A 15,946-nucleotide genomic window follows, 5' to 3' on the forward strand; every position below is an offset into this window, starting at 1 on the left:
CGTCATGCAGCCTCACGTCACTCGCATCCTCAAGGCGTTGATCGTCCTCCTGCTCGGGCTCCTGCTCGCCAGTCAGATCCTGGTGATCCCGGAGGTCGCACGCATCACCGCGATCCGCAACCCCGACGTGGCCCAGCTGGAGGTGCCGGGCATCATCGGCGCTGTGCTGTTCCTCGGACTCGTCGAGGTGACGCTGGTGTGCATCTGGTTCCTGCTCTCCCTCGTGCAGGCCGAGCGCATCTTCCGCGTGGAGGCCTTCCGGTACGTCGACGTGATCCTCGCCGCCCTCGTCTCGGCCGGAGCCCTGATCCTCGCCTCGTTCATCGTGATCGTCGCGAGCCGCGCCGTGTCGCTCTCGCTCGTGCTCCTCGCCGTGCTCGGCATCGTGGTGAGCGCGGCGCTCGCCCTGCTCGTCGTCGTGCTGCGCGGGCTCCTCCGCAAGGCGCTGGAGCTCGAGCAGGACCTGTCAGAGGTCGTCTGATGCCCATCGTCATCGACCTCGACGTGCAGCTCGCCCGCAAGAAGATGAGCGTGCAGGAGTTCGCCGACGCGATCGGCATCACCCCCGCCAACGTCGCCGTGCTCAAGAACGGCAGGGCCAAGGCCGTGCGGTTCACCACCCTCGACGCGATCTGCCGCGTCCTCGACTGCCAGCCGGGAGAGATCCTGCGCTGGATCCCCGAAGAGGAGGAGCAGCGATGACCACGACCGGCACCATGCCGCTGTCGACCTGGGGCGAGTCCGTCGCCAGACACCTGCTCGACGACTCCAGCTGCCCCATCTGCCAGTGGACGCTGTCCGGCGGAACCTGCGCACGCTGCGGCGCCGATCTGCGCGGGCCCATCTCGGGAGACGTGTGGAAGGCGTCGCAGTCCGCGGCCGCGGCGATGCGCGCCCGCGACGAGCTCCTCCGTCAGGTCCCTGTCCTCTCACTCGCGCCGGTCGGCGCGATGCCGCGCCCAGCGGAGGATGCTCCGACCCCGGTCGTGGCCACGGACCTCTCCCCGGCATCCGCTCCCGATCCGCAGAGCAGCGCGACGCTGCAATCGGTGCTGGCGACGGCCGGGGCCGGTCTGTTCGCCGTCGCGGCGATCGTCTTCACCTACTTCAACCCCGACCTCGCCGACCGTGCGCTGCGCGGGGTGATCGTCGGTCTGGTGACCCTGCTCTTCCTCGGGGGAGCGTGGATGCTCTCCCGTCGCTCGCTGCGCTTCTCGGCGGAGGCGGTCGGCGGCCTCGGCCTGGTGTTCGCGGGGCTCGACATCCACGCCTTCGCGCAGCTCGCCGCCCCCGCGGTGGATCCGTGGTTCACGGCCGCCGCCGTGACCGCCGCCGCCGGTGCGGTGATGCTCTTCGCGGGGCGTCGCCGCGGCATCCGGATCTGGGAATGGACCGCGGTCACCGCGCTCGCGCTCACCCCGGCGATGCTGGGCGTCGCCGGGGGCACTCCGCTGTCGTCCGTGCTCGGTGCGATCGGCGTCGCAGGTGCCGGAGCAGCGCTGATCGAGTGGGTGCGACCGCCTCTGGTCGAGCAGATCACCCTCACCGCGGTGCAGCTCATCGCCTCCCTGAGCGCCCTCGCCCTCATGTGGCGGGTGGATGCCGGGAGCGACACCGCGTTCTTCCTCACGATCAGCGGGCTGCTGCTGCTCGTCGCGGTGCACGCCGTCATCGCCGCACGGCGGATGCTCGCCGGTCTCTGGGCGTACGGCGCCGGCGGCACGGGAGCGGCGGCCGTGGTCGTCGCCGTCTTCGCGCTCACCGGGGAGGCGCTGCAGAGCACGCCGTGGCTGTTCGCGATCGTCCCCGCTGCGGCATCCGTCGCGCTCGTGCTGATCGGGGCGCTCGTCCCGCAGCCCCGTGCGGTGCCCCGAGGTCTCGTGGCGGCAGGAGCCCTCACGGTCCTCGCCGTGCCCTCCGCCGTGCTGCTCGGCTTCTCCGCCATGGCAGGCGTCGCCACGGTGGGCGAGTTCGTGCGGGGCGGCGACTCCGGCTACGCGCTGGGAGACACCGCGTGGGGCGTCGTCGTCGGACTCGCCGCAGTGTGCGCAGGGCTGGCCGTCTTCAGCGGGCTCGCACGCGACCGCGACGGGCTCCGCGGGCTCTCGGTGCCCGCCGCGCGGCTGTCGCTCGTCGCCGCTGCCGTCGCGGTGCTCGTGCTGGGCTGCGCGAAGCTGGTGCCGCTTCCGGTCTCCGTCGCGGTGCTCGCCGCGGCCGTGGTGCTCGTCGCCGCCGCGCTCCGGATGCTCCCGACCGTCGTGTCCGCCCCGGGGGCCAGGCTCATCCTGCTGATCGCGGCGCATCTGGCGCTCGTCGCCGCGGTGATGGTCGCGTGGCGCGAGACCGCGGCGGTCCCGCTCGCAGGGGCGGGGGCCCTGGTCGCGCTGGCCGCGCTCGCCTCCGCGCGTCCGCAGCGGTTCCGCTTCCTCTACGTGGGCGCCGGTTTCGCGTACGCCCTGGTCCTCGTCGCCATCGCGCTCGGGCAGGGCGGCGTCTCCGGGATCGCGCAGCTGTGCCTGACGGCATCCGCCGGCCTCGGCGCCGCGATCGTCTGCACCTACCTCCCGCGGGTCGGAGCGCGCGCCTGGCAGGCCGTGCTGGTCGTCGCGACCGTGCCCTTCGGCATCGGCATCCTGCAGGTGGTCGTCGAGCGCAGCGGTTGGACGGCGCTGTCCACCGGTCTGATGTTCGCCCTCGCGATGTCTCTGCTCCTGACACGGCGTCCAGGGCTCACCCTCACCGTGCGCACCGCGGCCGCGGCGATGCTCGTGCCCGCGCTCGCCGTCGTCGTGGTGTGCCTCGGCGCGCAGCTGCTGACGTCGAGCGGATCCCCGGTGACGCTGCCGATCATCGCCGTGCTCGTCGCCCTGGTGCTGCCGTCGACGCCGATCGTGAGAGCCGCGCTCGTGACCAGGGGGCACCCGGTCGGAACGGCGGATGCCGCGCGCATCGCGATCGAGGCGTCCGCCTTGCTCACCGGGGTGATCGCGGTCGGGCTCGCGCTCTGGCGCGACGCCGCGGGGCTCGGGACGACGTTCCTCGTGCTGCTGATCCTCGGCATCGGCGCGACCGCCGGCGCGATCGTCGCCGGCCGTCGCCTGCTGTGGTGGGTCGCGGCCGCGTCCTTCACCGGGGCGCTGTGGTGCGTGTGGGGGATGACCGGTGTCGACCTGCTCGAGGCGTACCTGCTGCCGCCGAGCCTCGGCGCCGCGGCCGTCGCGACGGTGCTGACCCTACGGGGCCGGCCGGCGACCGGTCTCTACGCCGCGGGTCTCGCGCTCGCGATCGGCCCGCTGCTCGCCATCGTCGCCGTGGTGGAGCCGGATGCCGCCGGCCAGGTCTCCCTGCCCTGGCGGGTCGGCGGTCTGCTGCTCGCCGCCTGGGCGCTGCTCGGGCTCGCGGCTCTGCTCGGCCGCGAGGGCGCCGGGGTGCGGATGCGGCGGCTGCGGAGACTGCGCATCCCGACGCTCCTCGCCGCGGGCCTGGCATCCACGGTCGGCACGATCCAGGCCATCCGGATCGGGCTCGGTCAGGACGTCCCGACGCTGCACGGCGCCGCTCTCCTCCTCTCGTGCCTCGGCGTGAGCGTGCTCGGCGCCGCCGTGCTGCTGCTCGCCGCCCGCGGCATCCGACGGGCTGTCCCCGCGGAGTCCGCTGTTCGATCGAGCCGCTGGCTCGGGGCCCCGTCTGCGCTCGCGCTCGCCGCGGGGACGTGGTTCGCGATCGAGCGCGACTGGTTCTCGATCTGGGCGATGTGGTCGCTGATGCTCGTCTGGCTGCTCGCCGTGGTGGTCGCCGCATCCCGTGCGCGACGCGGGGGGACACTTCTCCCGCCGGTCTGGTTCCTCTTCGCGATCGCGTTCGTCACGGCCGTGGTCGCGTGGAGCCCGCGCGACCTGCGCGTGGAGTGGTTCTCGCTCCCGCTCGGCGCCTTCCTGCTCCTCGCCGGAGTGCTCGGCGGCTCCTCGACGCCGCCGAGCGACGGTGAGGGGGAGGCCTCCACGAGGAGCCGGCCGACGCTGAACAGCTGGCCAGGGCGGTGGAGCGGATCCTGGGCGCTCCTCGCCCCGGGGATCGTCGTGATGATGATCGCGTCCATCGTCTCGACCTTCACCGATCCGCTCACCTGGCGGGCGATCCTGGTGATGGTGCTGGCTCTCGCCGCGATCCTCGTCGGATCCCGTGGGCGGCTCGCCGCGCCCTTCCTCATCGGACTGATCGTGCTGCCGATCGAGAACGTGTTCGTGTTCTCGGTGCAGATCGGGCGCGGCATCGAGTCCATGCCGTGGTGGATCACGCTGGCGGTCATGGGGGCGGTGCTGCTCATCATCGCGGTCACGGCCGAGCGCAGGACGGGGGAGGGCGGTTCGGTGGCCGCGCGTATCAGAGACCTGCGGTGAGCGCACCTTCCATTTGACCGCCAGGTTACGCGGCATTACACTTGGTCAGGTGTGTGCACGTCTTGACGTGCGCGCTGGGCGTCGGCTCCATAGCCGGTCCGCCCCCACGGCATACCCACCACCACACAAGCACGCCGGTTCCGGCGTGCCGGTGGGTCATGATGTGAAACCCATCACGCTGTCACCGTGCAGCATTATGAGGAGAGAACGTGCCAACCATTCAGCAGTTGGTTCGCAAGGGTCGCTCGCCCAAGGTCTCGAAGACCAAGGCGCCCGCACTGAAGTCGAACCCCCAGCAGGCCGGTGTCTGCACCCGTGTGTACACCACCACCCCGAAGAAGCCGAACTCGGCGATGCGCAAGGTCGCCCGTGTGAAGCTCCGCAACGGCACCGAGGTCACCGCGTACATCCCCGGTGAGGGCCACAACCTCCAGGAGCACTCCCTGGTCCTGGTCCGCGGCGGTCGTGTCAAGGACCTCCCCGGTGTGCGTTACAAGATCGTCCGCGGCGCCCTGGACACCCAGGCCGTCAAGAACCGTAAGCAGGCTCGCAGCCGCTACGGCGCGAAGAAGGGTTGAGTTAGATGCCTCGTAAGGGTCCCGCACCTAAGCGTCCCGTCGTCAACGACCCGGTATACGGTGCTCCGATCGTCAGCCAGCTGGTCAACAAGATCCTCGTCGACGGCAAGAAGTCCCTCGCCGAGTCGATCGTCTACAACGCCCTCAAGGGCGTCGAGGCGAAGAACGGCGGCCAGGATGCCGTCGCCACGCTGAAGAAGGCGCTCGACAACGTCCGCCCCACCCTCGAGGTCAAGAGCCGCCGCGTCGGTGGCTCGACCTACCAGGTGCCGGTCGAGGTCAAGCCGCACCGCGCGAACACCCTCGCGCTGCGCTGGCTCGTCAGCTACGCCAAGGGTCGTCGTGAGAAGACGATGACCGAGCGTCTCCAGAACGAGATCCTGGACGCATCGAACGGCCTCGGTGCCGCGGTCAAGCGCCGCGAGGACACCCACAAGATGGCCGAGTCGAACCGCGCGTTCGCTCACTACCGCTGGTAACAGCTTCGCCCGCCCCCGGCCGCCCGCCGGGGGCGGGCACCCCCCTCTTCGCAGTTCGACTGCCAAAAAGATAAGGACACTCCTGTGGCACAAGACGTGCTCACCGACCTGAGCAAGGTTCGGAACATCGGCATCATGGCTCACATCGATGCTGGCAAGACCACCACGACCGAGCGCATCCTGTTCTACACGGGCGTCAACCACAAGCTCGGCGAGACGCACGACGGTGCGTCGACCACCGACTGGATGGAGCAGGAGAAGGAGCGCGGCATCACGATCACGTCTGCCGCCGTGACCTGCTACTGGAACAAGAACCAGATCAACATCATCGACACCCCCGGTCACGTGGACTTCACGGTCGAGGTGGAGCGCTCGCTCCGCGTCCTCGACGGCGCGGTCGCCGTGTTCGACGGCAAGGAGGGCGTCGAGCCCCAGTCCGAGACCGTGTGGCGTCAGGCCGACAAGTACAACGTCCCCCGCATCTGCTTCGTCAACAAGATGGACAAGCTCGGCGCGGACTTCTACTTCACCGTCGACACCATCATCAACCGCCTCGGCGCCAAGCCGCTCGTCATCCAGCTGCCGATCGGCGCGGAGAACGACTTCATCGGCGTCGTCGACCTCGTCGAGATGCGTGCGCTGGTCTGGGCCGGCGACTCCAAGGGTGACGTCACCATGGGCGCCTCCTACGAGATCCAGGAGATCCCGGCCGACCTCAAGGAGAAGGCGGACGAGTACCGTCAGCAGCTCCTCGAGACCGTCGCCGAGACCGACGACGCGCTGCTCGAGAAGTTCTTCGGTGGCGAGGAGCTCACGGTCGCCGAGATCAAGGGCGCCATCCGCAAGCTCACCGTCGCGTCCGAGATCTACCCGGTCCTCTGCGGTTCGGCGTTCAAGAACCGCGGTGTCCAGCCGATGCTGGACGCTGTCGTCGACTACCTCCCGAACCCGCTCGACGTGGGCTCGATCGAGGCGCACGACCCCAAGGACTACGACACGATCATCGAGCGTCACCCCGACGCCAACGACCCGTTCGCAGCTCTCGCGTTCAAGGTCGCCGTGCACCCGTTCTTCGGTCGCCTGACCTACGTGCGCGTGTACTCCGGCCAGCTCGACTCCGGCGCTCAGGTCATCAACTCGACCAAGGGCAAGAAGGAGCGCATCGGGAAGATCTTCCAGATGCACGCCAACAAGGAGATCCCGGTCCCCTCGGTCACCGCCGGCAACATCTACGCGGTCATCGGTCTGAAGGACACCACCACGGGTGACACCCTCACCGACCCCGCAGCGCCGGTCGTCCTCGAGTCGATGACGTTCCCGGAGCCGGTCATCGAGGTCGCCATCGAGCCGAAGACCAAGGCCGACCAGGAGAAGCTGGGTGTCGCCATCCAGAAGCTCGCTGAGGAGGACCCGACCTTCCGCACGGAGCTCAACCCCGAGACCGGTCAGACGACCATCAAGGGCATGGGCGAGCTGCACCTCGACATCCTCGTCGACCGCATGAAGCGCGAGTTCAACGTCGAGGCGAACGTCGGCAAGCCGCAGGTCGCGTACCGCGAGACGATCCGCAAGGCCGTCGAGAAGCACGACTACACGCACAAGAAGCAGACCGGTGGTTCGGGTCAGTTCGCGAAGATCCAGTTCAACATCGAGCCGCTCGAGCTCGACAACGACAAGACCTACGAGTTCGTCAACGCCGTCACCGGTGGACGCATCCCGCGTGAGTACATCGGCTCGATCGACGCCGGTTTCCAGGATGCGATGAACGTCGGCGTCCTCGCCGGCTACCCGATCGTCGGCGTCAAGGCGACGATCGTCGATGGTGCGGCTCACGATGTCGACTCCTCGGAGATGGCGTTCAAGATCGCAGGCTCGATGGGTCTCAAGGAGGCTCTCCGCCGGGCGAGCCCGGTGCTGCTCGAGCCGCTGATGGCCGTCGAGGTCCGCACTCCGGAGGAGTACATGGGCGACGTCATCGGCGACCTGAACTCGCGTCGTGGCCAGATCCAGTCGATGGAGGATGCCGCAGGCGTCAAGGTCGTCCGTGCACACGTCCCGCTGTCCGAGATGTTCGGCTACATCGGCGACCTGCGCTCGAAGACCTCGGGTCGCGCCGTCTACTCCATGGAGTTCAACAGCTACGCTGAGGTTCCCCGTGCAGTGGCCGACGAGATCGTCCAGAAGCACCAGGGCGGCGAGTAACACTTCTGGGAGCCGGGTTCCGACCCGGCTCCCAGGTCACCTACAACTTCACATTCCCTCTCTACTAAACTGAGAAACAAAACCCGTAGAGAACCGGTCGCAAACCAGTGCCCGGTCACCTCTACAACGACGTCCTGAGGAGGACCCAGTGGCTAAGGCCAAGTTCGAGCGGACCAAGCCGCACGTCAACATCGGAACCATCGGTCACGTTGACCACGGCAAGACCACGCTCTCCGCAGCGATCTCGAAGGTGCTTGCTGACAAGTTCCCGTCTGACACCAACGTGCAGCGCGACTTCGCTTCCATCGACTCGGCGCCGGAAGAGCGCCAGCGTGGTATCACCATCAACATCTCGCACATCGAGTACGAGACCCCGAAGCGCCACTACGCGCACGTCGACGCTCCCGGCCACGCCGACTACGTCAAGAACATGATCACCGGTGCGGCTCAGATGGACGGCGCGATCCTCGTGGTCGCCGCCACCGACGGCCCGATGGCTCAGACGCGTGAGCACGTGCTGCTCGCCAAGCAGGTCGGCGTTCCCTACCTGCTCGTCGCGCTGAACAAGTCCGACGCGGTCGACGACGAGGAGATCCTGGAGCTCGTCGAGCTCGAGGTTCGCGAGCTGCTCGCCGCTCAGGGCTTCGACGAGGACGCGCCGGTCGTGCGCGTCTCCGCTCTGAAGGCCCTCGAGGGTGACGAGAAGTGGACCCAGGCCATCCTCGACCTGATGCAGGCCGTCGACGACAGCGTTCCGGAGCCGGAGCGCGACCGCGACAAGCCCTTCCTGATGCCCGTCGAGGACGTCTTCACGATCACCGGTCGTGGAACCGTCGTCACCGGCCGCGCCGAGCGTGGCACGCTGGCCATCAACTCCGAGGTCGAGATCGTCGGACTCCGTCCGACCGTCAAGACCACGGTCACGGGTATCGAGATGTTCCACAAGCAGCTCGACGAGGCATGGGCCGGCGAGAACTGCGGTCTCCTGCTCCGTGGCACCAAGCGTGAGGACGTCGAGCGCGGCCAGGTCATCGTGAAGCCGGGTTCGGTCACGCCGCACACCAACTTCGAGGGCACCGCCTACATCCTCTCGAAGGAAGAGGGCGGCCGTCACAACCCGTTCTACACGAACTACCGCCCGCAGTTCTACTTCCGCACCACCGACGTCACCGGCGTCATCTCGCTGCCCGAGGGCACCGAGATGGTCATGCCCGGCGACACCACCGACATGACGGTCGAGCTGATCCAGCCGATCGCCATGGAGGACGGCCTCGGCTTCGCCATCCGTGAGGGTGGACGCACCGTCGGCGCCGGTACGGTCACGAAGATCATCAAGTAAGCATCCGCTTCCTTCGCACAGGGGTCGAGCCTTCGGGCTCGGCCCCTTTGTGTTTCCCGATTCGATGACACTCGGTGTCTCAATCGGTGCACGGGGTTCCGTATACCGGCGCCGACATGCAGAATGAGTGGGTCGGCCTGATCGGTCGGCGCAGAGCACACCTCAGAAGGGGATTCACCATGGGTATCGAGGACGCCGTCAACAAGGGCAAGGAACTCTTCGAGCAGAACAAGGACAAGATCGAAGAGGCGGTCAAGAGCGAGCAGGCCGAGGACATCAGCGACAAGGTCCTCGACGGTGTCGCCGACTTCGCCAAGAAGATCGCCCCCGGCGCGGCTGACAAGATCGACGAGATCCGCGACGGCGCCGACAAGGCCGTCGGCAACGAGTAACCCTCGCGCAGACTCGGAGCGGCGGTCCTTCCTGAGGGGAGGGCCGCCGCTTCTCTGCGTCCAGATGAGATCGGGGAGGAACCCAGTATTCCGGTCTCCGGTATCGCGTTCCTGTCGAGTCATCCCGTACAATGACATCTGACCGTCTGGGGAACTTGCGGTCTGGGACGTCGAAGGGGTTCGACCTCCCGCATCCACGCGGCTCGCCGCGTTCGAACTGGGGAACGATCTTGGGGATCATCGTGCGACGCGCGCACTCTGTGCGCCACAGCGTCTCCCTGCCTGCGCGGCAGGTTATCTGCCGCGCCCTCGGTCGGGGAGCACGGCGTCCCTTCACGCCGGGCTCCTCGCGTTCGGTGTGCCCCCTCGCACTGGACGCCCTCCCCAAGCGGGGCGAGGCATGGGGATGCCTCGCCCCGCTCTCCTGATCCGCCCGCGTCGCGGGCTGCAGAGGCCTGAAGAACGCCGTTGCGACGGCTGCGACGGAAGCGCGACACGCCCGGGTTTGCAGAAGTGAAATCCGGCATGGCAGAATAGTCAGGTTCGACATTTCGGCGTGCTTCGCGTGCGCTGGATCACCATCACGAGTGTGCATAGGCGGCGTCGTCCCGAATGGGATGGGGCGCAGGGACCTAGGCCGCGTATGGCAGAACACCCCCGACACTCCTCATCGAGGCTTCATCATGCGTGGTGGAGGTCGGCATCCGCACGTCGCGAGGCGTGCGGGATGACAGCAGAACAGTGGTGCAGCAGATCGACTCGCAAGAGCCGTTCTCGTGCCGAGGCGCAACCAGCGCCATCGTGCGTCCAATGCCCCAGGATCATCCGGTCCCGGACGGTACGACGCCTAAAGAGAGAGAGCAGACAATGGCGGGACAGAAGATCCGCATTCGCCTGAAGTCGTATGACCACGAGGTCATCGACACGTCCGCACGCAAGATCGTCGACACCGTGACCCGTGCGGGCGCGACCGTCGTCGGACCCGTGCCCCTTCCGACCGAGAAGAACGTCGTGTGCGTCATCCGGTCGCCCCACAAGTACAAGGACAGCCGCGAGCACTTCGAGATGCGCACCCACAAGCGTCTGATCGACATCGTCGACCCGACGCCCAAGGCCGTCGACTCGCTGATGCGCCTTGACCTGCCGGCCGATGTCAACATCGAGATCAAGCTCTGAGGTTCGACATGGCTGACATCAACGCAAAGATTTCCAAGGGCATGCTGGGCACGAAGCTCGGCATGACCCAGGTGTGGAACGAGAATGGCAAGCTCATTCCCGTCACCGTCATCGAGCTCGCGCCGAACGTGGTCACCCAGATCCGTACCCCCGAGAAGGACGGCTACAACGCCGTGCAGATCGCGTACGGTCAGATCGACCCGCGCAAGGTGAACAAGCCGCTCTCCGCCCACTTCGAGGCTGCAGGCGTCACGCCGCGTCGTCACGTCACCGAGATCCGCACCGCGGATGCCGGCGACTACACCCTGGGCCAGGAGCTCACGGTCGACGCCACCTTCGAGGCCGGCCAGCTCGTCGACGTCGTCGGCACGAGCAAGGGCAAGGGCTTCGCCGGTGTCATGAAGCGTCACAACTTCAAGGGCGTCTCGGCATCGCACGGTTCGCACCGCAACCACCGCAAGCCCGGCTCCATCGGCGCATCGTCGACCCCGAGCCGCGTCTTCAAGGGCATGCGCATGGCCGGCCGTATGGGTGGCGAGCGCGTGACCGTCCTCAACCTCACGGTGCACGCCGTCGACATCGAGAAGGGTCTGCTGCTCGTCAAGGGCGCCGTCCCCGGTGCTCGCGGTCGCATCGTCTACGTCCGCAACGCAGTGAAGGGTGCCTGATCATGGCTGACTCGACTCTCGCGCTCGACGTCCTCAAGGCAGACGGCAAGAAGGCAGGCTCGATCGAGCTTCCCGCCGCGCTGTTCGACGTCAAGACGAACATCCCGCTGATCCACCAGGTCGTCGTCGCGCAGCTCGCTGCCGCACGTCAGGGCACCCACTCGACCAAGCGTCGCGGTGAGGTCTCCGGTGCCGGCCGCAAGCCCTTCAAGCAGAAGGGCACGGGTAACGCCCGTCAGGGCTCGATCCGCGCGCCGCACATGACCGGCGGTGGCATCGTGCACGGCCCGAAGCCGCGCGACTACTCGCAGCGCACGCCCAAGAAGATGATCGCCGCCGCCCTCCTGGGCGCGCTGAGCGACCGTTTCCGCGGCGACCGCATCCACGCCATCGAGTCCTTCGGCATCGACGGCACGCCTTCGACCAAGACCGCGGTGAGCTTCCTCACCAACGTCGTCTCGTCGAAGAACGTGCTCGTGGTGATCGAGCGCAACGACGACGTGACGCTGAAGAGCATTCGCAACCTGTCGAACCTGCACGTGCTGACGTTCGACCAGCTCAACGCCTACGACGTGCTCGTCTCCGACGACATCGTCTTCACCCAGGCCGCTCTCGAGGGCTTCATCGCCTCGAAGACCGGCGCCAACCAGGAGGTCTCCGCATGAGCGAGCAGGCATCTGTTCTCCAGACGGCCCTGAACAAGGACCCGCGCGACATCATCCTGAAGCCGGTCGTGTCCGAGAAGAGCTACGGGCTCATCGATGAGGGCAAGTACACCTTCCTCGTCGACCCCCGTGCCTCGAAGACCGAGATCAAGCTCGCCATCGAGAAGATCTTCGGCGTCAAGGTCGCGAGCGTCAACACTCTCAACCGCGTCGGCAAGGCTCGCCGCACCCGCTTCGGCACCGGCAAGCGCAAGGACACCAAGCGCGCCATCGTGACCCTGAAGTCGGGCACCATCGACATCTTCACGGCAATCGGCTGATCCGGGGGATAAGGACAATCATGGCTATTCGCAAGTACAAGCCCACGACCCCGGGCCGCCGCGGCTCGTCGGTGGCTGACTTCGCCGAGATCACTCGATCGACGCCGGAGAAGTCGCTGCTGCGCCCGCTCTCGAAGACCGGTGGTCGCAACAACCAGGGCCGCATCACGACCCGTCACATCGGTGGTGGCCACAAGCGCCAGTACCGTGTCATCGACTTCCGTCGCAATGACAAGGACGGCGTGAACGCCAAGGTCGCTCACATCGAGTACGACCCCAACCGCACCGCACGCATCGCGCTGCTGCACTACTTCGACGGCGAGAAGCGCTACATCATCGCGCCGAACAAGCTGAAGCAGGGCGACATCGTCGAGTCGGGTGCATCGGCCGACATCAAGCCGGGCAACAACCTCCCGCTGAAGAACATCCCCACGGGTACGGTCATCCACGCCATCGAGCTCCGCCCCGGCGGCGGCGCGAAGCTGGCACGTTCGGCCGGCGTGTCCGTCCGTCTCGTCGCCAAGGACGGCCCCTACGCCCAGCTGCGTCTGCCCTCGGGCGAGATCCGCAACGTCGATGCGCGCTGCCGCGCGACCATCGGCGAGGTGGGCAACGCCGAGCAGTCGAACATCAACTGGGGCAAGGCCGGCCGCATGCGCTGGAAGGGCGTCCGCCCGACCGTGCGTGGTGTCGCGATGAACCCGGTCGACCACCCCCACGGTGGTGGTGAGGGTAAGACCTCCGGTGGTCGTCACCCGGTCTCCCCCTGGGGTCAGGCTGAGGGTCGCACCCGTCACGCCAACAAGGAAAGCGACAAGTACATCGTGCGCCGTCGCAACGCCGGCAAGAAGCGCAAGTAGGAGTAAGAGAAGATGCCTCGCAGTCTTAAGAAGGGCCCCTTCGTCGACGAGCACCTGCTTCGCAAGGTGGTCGTGCAGAACGAAGCCGGCACGAAGAACGTCATCAAGACCTGGTCTCGCCGGTCCATGATCATCCCGGCCATGCTGGGTCACACGATCGCGGTCCACGACGGTCGCAAGCACATCCCTGTGTTCGTGTCCGAGACCATGGTCGGTCACAAGCTGGGCGAGTTCGCGCCCACCCGCACCTTCCGCGGCCACGAGAAGGACGACAAGAAGGGGCGGCGCCGCTAATGGTCGAATCCATCGCACGCGTGCGACACATCCGCGTGACCCCGCAGAAGGCTCGTCGTGTCGTTGCGCTCATCAAGGGCAAGCAGGCCCAGGAGGCTCTCGCGATCCTGAAGTTCGCGCAGCAGAGCGCCAGCGAGCCGATCTACAAGCTTGTCGCGTCGGCCATGGCCAACGCGCAGGTGAAGGCGGATCGCGACGGGGAGTTCCTCGACGAGCAGGACCTGTACGTGGCTAACGCCTACGTCGACGAGGGCACGACGCTCAAGCGTTTCCAGCCCCGTGCACAGGGTCGCGCTTTCCAGATCAAGAAGCGCACGAGCCACATCACGGTCGTGCTCTCGACGCCCCAGACGGCTCCGGCCGCCTCGGGCGACAGCAACAAGAAGGCGAGCAAGTAATGGGACAGAAGGTAAACCCGTACGGCTTCCGTCTCGGCATCACCACGGACCACGTGTCGCGCTGGTTCTCCGACTCGACGAAGCCGGGTCAGCGCTACGCCGACTACGTCGCCGAGGACATCAAGATCCGCAACCTGCTCAAGACGCAGCTCGACCGCGCCGGTGTCTCGAACATCGAGATCGAGCGCACCCGTGACCGCGTCCGCGTCGACATCCACACCGCCCGTCCGGGCATCGTGATCGGTCGTCGTGGAGCCGAGGCCGAGCGCATCCGCGGCGACCTCGAGAAGCTCTCGGGCAAGCAGATCCAGCTGAACATCCTCGAGGTCAAGAACCCCGAGGCCGACGCTCAGCTCGTCGCACAGGGCATCGCCGAGCAGCTCTCTGCTCGCGTGGCGTTCCGTCGTGCGATGCGCAAGGGTCTCCAGGGCGCGCAGCGCGCTGGCGCCAAGGGCATCCGCATCCAGGTCTCCGGCCGTCTCGGCGGCGCCGAGATGAGCCGGTCGGAGTTCTACCGCGAGGGTCGTGTGCCGCTGCACACGCTTCGTGCGAACATCGACTACGGCTTCTACGAGGCCAAGACCACCTTCGGCCGCATCGGCGTGAAGGTCTGGATCTACAAGGGCGACCTCACCGCCAAGGAGCTTGCCCGCGAGCAGGCCAACGCACCGAAGTCCCGTCGTGACGACCGTGGTGGCGACCGCCGCCGCGCGCCGCGCAACGAGGCACCCGTCGCAGAAGGAGCGTCTGCCTGATGCTTATCCCTCGTAAGGTCAAGTACCGCAAGCAGCACCACCCGGGCCGCTCGGGCCAGGCCACCGGTGGCACCAAGGTGTCGTTCGGTGAGTTCGGCATCCAGGCGCTCACCCCGGCGTATGTGACCAACCGTCAGATCGAGTCCGCTCGTATCGCGATGACGCGTCACATCAAGCGTGGCGGAAAGGTGTGGATCAACATCTACCCCGACCGTCCGCTCACGAAGAAGCCGGCCGAAACCCGCATGGGTTCCGGTAAGGGTTCTCCCGAGTGGTGGGTTGCCAATGTCAAGCCGGGTCGCGTCCTCTTCGAGGTCGCCGGCGTGAGCGAGGAACTCGCTCGCGAGGCACTGACCCGTGCCATTCACAAGCTGCCGCTCAAGGCACGCATCATCAAGCGCGAGGAGGGCGACGCGTAATGGCGATCGGCACCAAGGAGCTCGCTCCGGCAGAGCTCGACACGTTCGAAGACCAGCGCCTCGTTGAGGAGCTGCGCAAGGCCAAGGAGGAGCTGTTCAACCTCCGTTTCCAGTCGGCCACCGGCCAGCTGGAGAGCCACGGCCGCATCCGCGCCGTCAAGCGCGACATCGCGCGTCTCTACACCGTGATCCGCGAGCGCGAGCTGGGCATCCGTGCGACGCCCGCTCCCGTCGAGGCTCCGGCCAAGAAGGCGACCAAGTCGAAGGCGAAGAAGGCGGACTCCGCTGACGACGCCGTGAAGGAAGAGGCTGAGTGATGGCCACCAAGAAGGAAGCCGCCGTCGAGGCTGAGCACGCCGCTCACGACGTCCGCGACGAGGATGCCCGTGGGTATCGCAAGTCGCGTCGTGGCTACGTCGTCAGCGACAAGATGGACAAGACCATCGTGGTCGAGGTCGAGGACCGCGTGAAGCACCCGCTTTACGGCAAGGTCATCCGCCGCACCTCGAAGGTCAAGGCGCACGATGAGACCAACTCCGCCGGCATCGGCGACCTGGTCCTCATCAACGAGACCCGCCCGCTGAGCGCCACGAAGCGCTGGCGTCTGGTGGAGATTCTGGAGAAGGCCAAGTGATTCAGCAGGAATCCCGACTCAAGGTCGCCGACAACACCGGCGCCAAGGAGCTGCTCACCATCCGCGTGCTCGGTGGCTCCAAGCGTCGTTACGCCGGCCTGGGCGACACCATCGTCGCGACCGTCAAGGACGCGATCCCCGGTGGGAACGTCAAGAAGGGCGACGTCGTCAAGGCGGTCATCGTCCGCACCAAGAAGGAGGTCCGTCGTCCGGACGGCTCCTACATCAAGTTCGACGAGAACGCCGCCGTCATCCTGAAGAACGACGGGGAGCCCCGCGGCACCCGCATCTTCGGGCCGGTCGGTCGTGAGCTTCGTGACAAGAAGTTCATGAAGATCGTGTCGCTGGCGCCGGAGGTCATCTAATC

The 15,946-nt window shown here is 67.1% G+C and carries 20 protein-coding genes; all 20 read left to right on the forward strand.

All coding sequences use genetic code 11. The features are described 5' to 3' along the window. Positions 1 to 4 precede the first annotated feature (4 nt). The 20 genes from MRBLWH10_RS01665 (at position 5) to rplN (ending at position 15,944) form a co-directional block, all read left to right on the forward strand. Positions 5 to 481, forward strand: a complete 477-nt coding sequence (locus MRBLWH10_RS01665) for a DUF2975 domain-containing protein (protein WP_105673716.1) — start codon at positions 5 to 7, stop codon at positions 479 to 481. Beyond that, the gene (locus MRBLWH10_RS01670; RefSeq protein ID WP_341941417.1) at positions 481 to 702 is read left to right on the forward strand and encodes a helix-turn-helix transcriptional regulator; all 222 of its coding nucleotides are present in this window, start codon (positions 481 to 483) and stop codon (positions 700 to 702) included. Before MRBLWH10_RS01665 ends, MRBLWH10_RS01670 begins: the two co-directional genes overlap by 1 nt. Further along, positions 699 to 4,400: a hypothetical protein gene (locus MRBLWH10_RS01675; protein ID WP_341941418.1), complete on the forward strand. Its 3,702-nt coding sequence runs from the start codon at positions 699 to 701 to the stop codon at positions 4,398 to 4,400. Before MRBLWH10_RS01670 ends, MRBLWH10_RS01675 begins: the two co-directional genes overlap by 4 nt. 209 nt (positions 4,401 to 4,609) lie before the next feature. Then, complete coding sequence (rpsL, locus tag MRBLWH10_RS01680) at positions 4,610 to 4,978, forward strand: 30S ribosomal protein S12 (protein WP_013584051.1); 369 nt, start codon at positions 4,610 to 4,612, stop codon at positions 4,976 to 4,978. 5 nt (positions 4,979 to 4,983) lie between these two features. Next, positions 4,984 to 5,457 (forward strand): 30S ribosomal protein S7, encoded by a 474-nt coding sequence (rpsG, locus tag MRBLWH10_RS01685; RefSeq protein ID WP_045256225.1) that lies wholly within the window; start codon positions 4,984 to 4,986, stop codon positions 5,455 to 5,457. Positions 5,458 to 5,541: 84 nt separating this feature from the next. Next, positions 5,542 to 7,659, forward strand: coding sequence for an elongation factor G (fusA, locus tag MRBLWH10_RS01690; RefSeq protein WP_308116172.1), 2,118 nt, complete (start codon positions 5,542 to 5,544; stop codon positions 7,657 to 7,659). A 148-nt stretch (positions 7,660 to 7,807) separates the two neighbouring features. Further along, positions 7,808 to 8,998 (forward strand): elongation factor Tu, encoded by a 1,191-nt coding sequence (tuf, locus tag MRBLWH10_RS01695; RefSeq protein WP_105673709.1) that lies wholly within the window; start codon positions 7,808 to 7,810, stop codon positions 8,996 to 8,998. A 179-nt stretch (positions 8,999 to 9,177) separates the two neighbouring features. Further along, positions 9,178 to 9,390 (forward strand): hypothetical protein, encoded by a 213-nt coding sequence (locus MRBLWH10_RS01700; RefSeq protein WP_105673707.1) that lies wholly within the window; start codon positions 9,178 to 9,180, stop codon positions 9,388 to 9,390. Positions 9,391 to 10,257: 867 nt separating this feature from the next. Next, the gene (rpsJ, locus tag MRBLWH10_RS01705) at positions 10,258 to 10,566 is read left to right on the forward strand and encodes a 30S ribosomal protein S10 (protein WP_017201594.1); all 309 of its coding nucleotides are present in this window, start codon (positions 10,258 to 10,260) and stop codon (positions 10,564 to 10,566) included. An 8-nt stretch (positions 10,567 to 10,574) separates the two neighbouring features. Continuing rightward, positions 10,575 to 11,234 (forward strand): 50S ribosomal protein L3, encoded by a 660-nt coding sequence (gene rplC / locus MRBLWH10_RS01710; protein ID WP_341941419.1) that lies wholly within the window; start codon positions 10,575 to 10,577, stop codon positions 11,232 to 11,234. A 2-nt stretch (positions 11,235 to 11,236) separates the two neighbouring features. Next, positions 11,237 to 11,899, forward strand: a complete 663-nt coding sequence (rplD, locus tag MRBLWH10_RS01715) for a 50S ribosomal protein L4 (RefSeq protein WP_105673703.1) — start codon at positions 11,237 to 11,239, stop codon at positions 11,897 to 11,899. Next, complete coding sequence (rplW, locus tag MRBLWH10_RS01720; protein WP_017201591.1) at positions 11,896 to 12,219, forward strand: 50S ribosomal protein L23; 324 nt, start codon at positions 11,896 to 11,898, stop codon at positions 12,217 to 12,219. The genes rplD and rplW overlap by 4 nt, the downstream gene beginning before the upstream one ends. A 20-nt stretch (positions 12,220 to 12,239) precedes the next feature. Continuing rightward, complete coding sequence (gene rplB / locus MRBLWH10_RS01725) at positions 12,240 to 13,079, forward strand: 50S ribosomal protein L2 (RefSeq protein WP_105673701.1); 840 nt, start codon at positions 12,240 to 12,242, stop codon at positions 13,077 to 13,079. 12 nt (positions 13,080 to 13,091) lie between these two features. Further along, on the forward strand, positions 13,092 to 13,373 hold the full coding sequence (gene rpsS, locus MRBLWH10_RS01730; RefSeq protein WP_017201589.1) for a 30S ribosomal protein S19: 282 nt from the start codon (positions 13,092 to 13,094) through the stop codon (positions 13,371 to 13,373). Continuing rightward, on the forward strand, positions 13,373 to 13,771 hold the full coding sequence (rplV, locus tag MRBLWH10_RS01735) for a 50S ribosomal protein L22 (RefSeq protein WP_105673698.1): 399 nt from the start codon (positions 13,373 to 13,375) through the stop codon (positions 13,769 to 13,771). The genes rpsS and rplV overlap by 1 nt, the downstream gene beginning before the upstream one ends. After that, positions 13,771 to 14,526 carry a 30S ribosomal protein S3 gene (rpsC, locus tag MRBLWH10_RS01740; RefSeq protein WP_105673696.1) on the forward strand — a complete coding sequence of 252 codons (756 nt, stop codon included), beginning with the start codon at positions 13,771 to 13,773 and terminating at the stop codon, positions 14,524 to 14,526. Before rplV ends, rpsC begins: the two co-directional genes overlap by 1 nt. Next, positions 14,526 to 14,945 carry a 50S ribosomal protein L16 gene (rplP, locus tag MRBLWH10_RS01745; protein WP_105673694.1) on the forward strand — a complete coding sequence of 140 codons (420 nt, stop codon included), beginning with the start codon at positions 14,526 to 14,528 and terminating at the stop codon, positions 14,943 to 14,945. The genes rpsC and rplP overlap by 1 nt, the downstream gene beginning before the upstream one ends. Continuing rightward, on the forward strand, positions 14,945 to 15,262 hold the full coding sequence (rpmC, locus tag MRBLWH10_RS01750) for a 50S ribosomal protein L29 (RefSeq protein WP_017829202.1): 318 nt from the start codon (positions 14,945 to 14,947) through the stop codon (positions 15,260 to 15,262). Before rplP ends, rpmC begins: the two co-directional genes overlap by 1 nt. After that, on the forward strand, positions 15,262 to 15,579 hold the full coding sequence (gene rpsQ, locus MRBLWH10_RS01755; RefSeq protein ID WP_105673692.1) for a 30S ribosomal protein S17: 318 nt from the start codon (positions 15,262 to 15,264) through the stop codon (positions 15,577 to 15,579). Before rpmC ends, rpsQ begins: the two co-directional genes overlap by 1 nt. Then, positions 15,576 to 15,944, forward strand: a complete 369-nt coding sequence (gene rplN / locus MRBLWH10_RS01760) for a 50S ribosomal protein L14 (RefSeq protein WP_017201583.1) — start codon at positions 15,576 to 15,578, stop codon at positions 15,942 to 15,944. The genes rpsQ and rplN overlap by 4 nt, the downstream gene beginning before the upstream one ends. Positions 15,945 to 15,946 lie beyond the last annotated feature (2 nt).

This window comes from Microbacterium sp. LWH10-1.2 (assembly GCF_038397765.1).
In the GTDB taxonomy this organism is placed as follows: domain Bacteria; phylum Actinomycetota; class Actinomycetes; order Actinomycetales; family Microbacteriaceae; genus Microbacterium; species Microbacterium natoriense.

Bases quoted from the DNA above. Each gene is read 5' to 3' on its own strand.
- MRBLWH10_RS01670 (WP_341941417.1), top strand. From the start codon at position 481: ATGCCCATCGTCATCGACCTCGACGTGCAGCTCGCCCGCAAGAAGATG.
- MRBLWH10_RS01700 (WP_105673707.1), top strand. From the start codon at position 9,178: ATGGGTATCGAGGACGCCGTCAACAAGGGCAAGGAACTCTTCGAGCAG.
- rplP (WP_105673694.1), top strand. From the start codon at position 14,526: ATGCTTATCCCTCGTAAGGTCAAGTACCGCAAGCAGCACCACCCGGGC.
- MRBLWH10_RS01675 (WP_341941418.1), top strand. From the start codon at position 699: ATGACCACGACCGGCACCATGCCGCTGTCGACCTGGGGCGAGTCCGTC.
- rpsC (WP_105673696.1), top strand. From the start codon at position 13,771: ATGGGACAGAAGGTAAACCCGTACGGCTTCCGTCTCGGCATCACCACG.
- rplD (WP_105673703.1), top strand. From the start codon at position 11,237: ATGGCTGACTCGACTCTCGCGCTCGACGTCCTCAAGGCAGACGGCAAG.
- rplC (WP_341941419.1), top strand. From the start codon at position 10,575: ATGGCTGACATCAACGCAAAGATTTCCAAGGGCATGCTGGGCACGAAG.
- rplW (WP_017201591.1), top strand. From the start codon at position 11,896: ATGAGCGAGCAGGCATCTGTTCTCCAGACGGCCCTGAACAAGGACCCG.
- rplB (WP_105673701.1), top strand. From the start codon at position 12,240: ATGGCTATTCGCAAGTACAAGCCCACGACCCCGGGCCGCCGCGGCTCG.
- rpsG (WP_045256225.1), top strand. From the start codon at position 4,984: ATGCCTCGTAAGGGTCCCGCACCTAAGCGTCCCGTCGTCAACGACCCG.
- rplV (WP_105673698.1), top strand. From the start codon at position 13,373: ATGGTCGAATCCATCGCACGCGTGCGACACATCCGCGTGACCCCGCAG.
- rpmC (WP_017829202.1), top strand. From the start codon at position 14,945: ATGGCGATCGGCACCAAGGAGCTCGCTCCGGCAGAGCTCGACACGTTC.
- rpsS (WP_017201589.1), top strand. From the start codon at position 13,092: ATGCCTCGCAGTCTTAAGAAGGGCCCCTTCGTCGACGAGCACCTGCTT.
- rpsQ (WP_105673692.1), top strand. From the start codon at position 15,262: ATGGCCACCAAGAAGGAAGCCGCCGTCGAGGCTGAGCACGCCGCTCAC.
- rpsJ (WP_017201594.1), top strand. From the start codon at position 10,258: ATGGCGGGACAGAAGATCCGCATTCGCCTGAAGTCGTATGACCACGAG.
- MRBLWH10_RS01665 (WP_105673716.1), top strand. From the start codon at position 5: ATGCAGCCTCACGTCACTCGCATCCTCAAGGCGTTGATCGTCCTCCTG.